This window comes from Pseudonocardia sp. McavD-2-B (assembly GCF_024124365.1).
GTDB lineage: Bacteria > Actinomycetota > Actinomycetes > Mycobacteriales > Pseudonocardiaceae > Pseudonocardia > Pseudonocardia alni.
This window is the reverse complement of the sequence record NZ_JAMXSG010000360.1, coordinates 1-4,604: the sequence shown is the minus strand read 5'-3', so window position 1 is coordinate 4,604 and position 4,604 is coordinate 1. Positions and strand designations below refer to the sequence as shown.

General features: G+C 75.7%; 6 protein-coding genes. All 6 read left to right on the top strand.

All coding sequences use genetic code 11. From position 1 onward, the window contains the following. Positions 1-105: 105 nt before the first annotated feature. Complete coding sequence (locus tag NH602_RS32070; protein WP_308292888.1) at positions 106-570, top strand: helix-turn-helix domain-containing protein; 465 nt, start codon at positions 106-108, stop codon at positions 568-570. An 11-nt stretch (positions 571-581) separates the two neighbouring features. Further along, positions 582-1,199, top strand: coding sequence for a nucleoside triphosphate pyrophosphatase (locus tag NH602_RS28265; RefSeq protein ID WP_073576376.1), 618 nt, complete (start codon positions 582-584; stop codon positions 1,197-1,199). Between the two features lie 40 nt (positions 1,200-1,239). Further along, on the top strand, positions 1,240-2,130 hold the full coding sequence (locus NH602_RS28260) for a sulfurtransferase (protein WP_073576377.1): 891 nt from the start codon (positions 1,240-1,242) through the stop codon (positions 2,128-2,130). After that, positions 2,127-2,579 carry a SufE family protein gene (locus tag NH602_RS28255; protein WP_208821761.1) on the top strand — a complete coding sequence of 151 codons (453 nt, stop codon included), beginning with the start codon at positions 2,127-2,129 and terminating at the stop codon, positions 2,577-2,579. The genes NH602_RS28260 and NH602_RS28255 overlap by 4 nt, the downstream gene beginning before the upstream one ends. A 166-nt stretch (positions 2,580-2,745) precedes the next feature. Then, positions 2,746-3,690, top strand: a complete 945-nt coding sequence (locus NH602_RS28250) for a TIGR04222 domain-containing membrane protein (RefSeq protein ID WP_253069395.1) — start codon at positions 2,746-2,748, stop codon at positions 3,688-3,690. 92 nt (positions 3,691-3,782) lie between these two features. Next, positions 3,783-4,604: DUF692 family multinuclear iron-containing protein (locus NH602_RS28245; protein WP_253069394.1), on the top strand; the 822-nt coding region annotated here is incomplete at its 3' end.

Below are 4,604 nucleotides of genomic sequence, written 5' to 3'. Positions count from 1 at the left end.
GGCAGGACGCCGCGCAGGCGCCGCGGGCCGCCGCCGCGCTGCAGGTCGACGCCGCGTCGCTGCTGCGGCTCGGGATGATCGACGGCGTGGTGCCCGAGCCACCCGGTGGCGCGCACACCGACCCGGCGGCGCGCGCACACCGAGGCCGCCGACGTCGCCGCGGCGGCCCGTGCCCTGGGCCGCACCACCGGGCACGCGGACTTCGCCTCGCTCGGCGCGGTCGGCGCGGTGATCCGGGACCGGACCGGCACCACGTCGCGGGAGATCGTCGGGCGCCACCTCGGCCCGGTCCTCGACTACGACCGGCGCCGGCGTACCCGGCTGGCCGAGACGCTGTGGCACTGGTTCGCCGCGGGCGAGCTGCTCGCCCCGGCCGCCGACGCGTTGTCGGTGCACCCGAACACCGTGCGCCAGCGCCTCGAACGCGTCGACGACCTGCTCGGACCGGACTGGCGCACCCCCGAGGGCCGCTTCCACCTGCACCTGGCGCTGCGCCTGCACCGCGTCGCCGGGCCGGACCGGACCACCGACCCGGTGGCGGACCACGGCTCCGCGGTGGCGGGCCGGTAGCGTCCGACGTCGTGCGCCTGGTTCTCGCCTCCGCCTCCCCCGCCCGCCTGTCGGTCCTGCGCGCCGCCGGGGCCGACCCCGCCGTGGAGGTCTCCGACGTCGACGAGGACGCCCTGCTCGCCGCGCACCCCGACGCCGACCCCGCGCGCAAGGTGACGCTGCTGGCCGCGGCCAAGGCCGCCGCCGTCGCCGACCGGCTGACCGGCGACGGCGTGGTCGTGGGCTGCGACTCCATGCTGCTCGTCGACGGTGAGCTGGTCGGCAAACCGCACGACGCGGAGACCGCGCGGCGCCGCTGGAAGGCCATGGCCGGGCGCACCGGCGAGCTGCTGACCGGGCACGCCGTCCTGCGCCTGGCCGGCGGAGCGGTCGTGCAGGAGGCCGAGGGGCACGCCGGGACCGGGGTGCGCTTCGCCGAGCCGACCGACGCCGAGCTGGACGCCTACCTCGCCACCGGCGAGCCGCTGGAGGTCGCGGGCGCGTTCACCCTGGACGGGCTGGGCGGCTGGTTCGTCGAGGGCATCGACGGCGACCCGTCCAACGTGATCGGGATCAGCCTGCCGCTGCTGCGCCGCCTGCTGGGCGCGGTCGGGGTGTCGGTGGTCGATCTGTGGACGCCACGGTCCTGACCGCCGTGTGGGTGTCGGGGCACGCGGTTACCCTGCGGCCATGACTGTCGGACACGACCCCGACCCGAAGCTCGCCGAATACGCGCACCCCGAGCGCCTGGTCACCACCGCCTGGCTGGCGGAGCACCTGAAGGACCCCGGTCTGGTGGTCGTGGAGTCGGACGAGGACGTCCTGCTCTACGACACCGGGCACATCCCCGGCGCGGTGAAGGTCGACTGGCACACCGAGCTCAACGACCCGGTCACCCGGGACTACGTCGACGGCACCCGCTTCGCCGAGATCATGTCCGAGCGTGGCATCGGCCGGGACACCACGATCGTCGTCTACGGGGACCGGAACAACTGGTGGGCCGCCTACGCGCTGTGGGTGTTCTCCCTGTTCGGCCACACCGACGTGCGGCTGCTCGACGGCGGCCGGTCCAAGTGGGTCGCCGAGGGCCGCGAGATGGTCACCGACGCGCCCGCCCCGGCCCGGGCCGACTACCCGGTCGTCGAGCGCGACGACTCCGGCATCCGCGCCTTCAAGGACGACGTCCTCGCCCACCTGGGCAGGCCGCTGGTCGACGTGCGGTCCCCGCAGGAGTACACCGGCGAGAAGCTGCACATGCCCGACTACCCGCAGGAGGGCGCGGTCCGCGGCGGGCACATCCCGGGTGCCGCGAGCGTCCCGTGGGCCCGTGCCGCCGCCGAGGACGGATCCTTCAGGAGCCGTGCCGAGCTGTCCGCGATCTACGAGCAGGAGCAGGGGCTGTCGGCCTCGGACGACGTCGTCGCCTACTGCCGGATCGGTGAGCGTTCCAGCCACACCTGGTTCGTGCTGACGTACCTGCTGGGCTTCGACCGGGTCCGCAACTACGACGGCAGCTGGACCGAGTGGGGCAACGCCGTGCGCGTGCCGATCGTGCAGGGCGAGGAGCGCGGGTCCGCGTGAGCTCCACCGACCCGGGCACCCTGCCCCCCGATCTCGCCGAGCTGGTCGACGACTTCGCCGCGGTCGGCCCGAAGGACCGTCTCCAGCTGCTGCTGGAGCTGTCCCAGGAGCTGCCGGACCTGCCCGAGCGCTACGCCGACAGCGCGGACACCATGGAGCAGGTCCACGAGTGCCAGTCGCCGCTGTTCCTCGCCGTCGAGGTGGAGGACGGCGGTGAGCGGCCGGTGCACCTGTTCTTCTCCGCGCCGAAGGAGGCGCCGACCACCCGCGGGTTCGCCTCGATCATGGTGACCGGGCTGGACGGGCAGCCCGCCGCGGCGGTGCTGGCCGTGCCGGACGACTTCTACACCGACCTCGGCCTCGCCGAGGCCGTCAGCCCGCTGCGGCTGCGCGGCATCGCGGCGATGCTGGCGCGCATCAAGAACCAGGTGCGGGCCGCAACCGCCTGAGCCCGCACACTCACTCCCGCGACAGCCGGGGTCACCGTCGGTGACCCCGGCTGTCGTCGTCCGCGCTCCTTCCTCAAGTCCACCTCAAATCGGTCACCCGGTCGGGGTGAGCGGGCGCACACTGCTTCGAACGACGAAGTGTCGCTCACCGCAGGGGGTGGTGGAGATGGGCACGAACCTCACCGGGGACACCTGGGGCATCCCGGGTCAGACCTTCCTGGTCGCCTACGTCGTCGCGCTGGTCCTGGTCTCCGGGATCGTGCTGCGCCGGCGGCGGACGATCGCGCAGGGGGATCCGCGCGGCGTCCGCACCCTCGACAGCAGACCCGAGGACGTCGCGTACCTCAACGGCGGCCCCGAGCTGGCCGTGTACGCGGCCCTGTCTGCCATGCACGTCGACGGCAGCCTGGTCACCTCCGGCCGCACCACGGGCCAGGTGCGGGCGGGCCGGGTCCCCGGGCACGGCGCGTCGGCGCTGCAGCGGGCGATCCACCGCTCCGCGCAGCGGCTGACCCCGGGCCGGATGCTGGGCACCCACGAGCCGGTCCGCACCGAGCTGGCCCGGGCCGCGCAGCGGCTGGAGACCGCGGGGCTGCTGCTGTCCCCGTCCGACCGGGTCCGCTACCGGGCGACCGCCTGGCCGGTCGGGGTGCTCGCCCTCGCCGGTGCGGTACGGATCGCCGCCGGTCTGGGCGGTGGGCGCCCGGTCGGGTTCCTGTTCGCGCTCGTCGCCGCCACCGCGGTGTTCGCCACGGTGCTCGCGACGCGGGTGCCCGACCGGACCCGGGCCGGGGACGCCGCGCTCGCCGTCGTCCGGTCCCGGAACGACGCGCTGTCGCCGTCGATGCGGCCGGACTGGACTGCCGTCGGGCCCGCCGCGGCCGCGCTGTCGGTCGGCGCGTTCGGGGTCGGCGCGATGCTGGCCGCCGAGCCCGCCTTCGCCGAGGAGCTCGCCGCGCAGAAGCTCGCCACGCTCGGTGGGGCGCCCGCCGCGACGGGGGGCGGCTCCTCCGACGGCGGTGGCGTGGTCGGCTGGTCCGGCGGTGACAGTGGCGGGAGCAGCTGCGGCGGAGGCGGCGGGGGTTGTGGCGGAGGCGGCTGCGGCGGCTGAGCCCGCGCGGGGGACCGGATCTGCCGTCCCCGCAGCTGCACCGTGGGGGGTGTGAAGCTGCGGGGACGGCTCGTACGGGCGGAGGTGGCGACATGACGGGTGTCCCGGGCGGGACCGGGGTCGGCTGGCGCAGCGGTGTCGCCGCCGTTCTCGACGACGTCGACGGTCTCGCATTCCACGAGGTCATCGCCGAGCCGCTGCGCCCGGACGCGGTGCCGGCGTCGCTGCTGCGCAGGCCGGTCGTCGTGCACGGGGTGCGGCTGTCGCCCGGCTCGCCCGAGGGCGTCGACCCGGGGCGGGTCGCCCACCTCGCGGCCTGTGCCGCGGCGACGTGTGCGGCGCTGGTCAGCGAGCACATCGCGTTCACCCGGGCCGGCGGGATCGAGGCGGGGCACCTGCTGCCGCTGCCCCGCACCCGCGAGGCGCTCGACGTGCTCGTCGCCAACGTGACGGCGACCCGCGCGGAGCTGGACGTCCCGCTGGCGCTGGAGCCGATCGCGGCCCTGTTCGACTGGCCCGGCGACGAGTTCGACGAGGCGGGCTTCCTGCACCGGCTGCACGACCGGACCGGGGCGCCGCTGCTGCTCGACGTCGCGAACGTGTTCGTCAACGCCCGCAACCGGGGCCGTGACCCACGGGCGGACGTCGACGCGCTGCTCGCCGGGCTGCCGTCCGGGGCGGTGGCCTACTGCCACGTCGCCGGGCACGCCGCCGACGCGGCGGGGCTGCTGCACGACACCCACACCGACCCCGTCCCGGACGCGGTGCTCGCGCTGCTGACCCACACCGTCGCGCAGCTGCCGGTGCCGCCACCGGTGATGCTGGAACGCGACGGCCGCTATCCGCCCGCCGCGGTGCTGCGTGCGGAGCTGGACGCCGTCGCGGCCGCGGCCGGGCACGCGGCACCGTGCCGG

Excerpts from the sequence above, each read along its gene's own strand:
- NH602_RS28250 (WP_253069395.1), top strand. The coding sequence starts at position 2,746 with ATGGGCACGAACCTCACCGGGGACACCTGGGGCATCCCGGGTCAGACC.
- NH602_RS28260 (WP_073576377.1), top strand. The coding sequence starts at position 1,240 with ATGACTGTCGGACACGACCCCGACCCGAAGCTCGCCGAATACGCGCAC.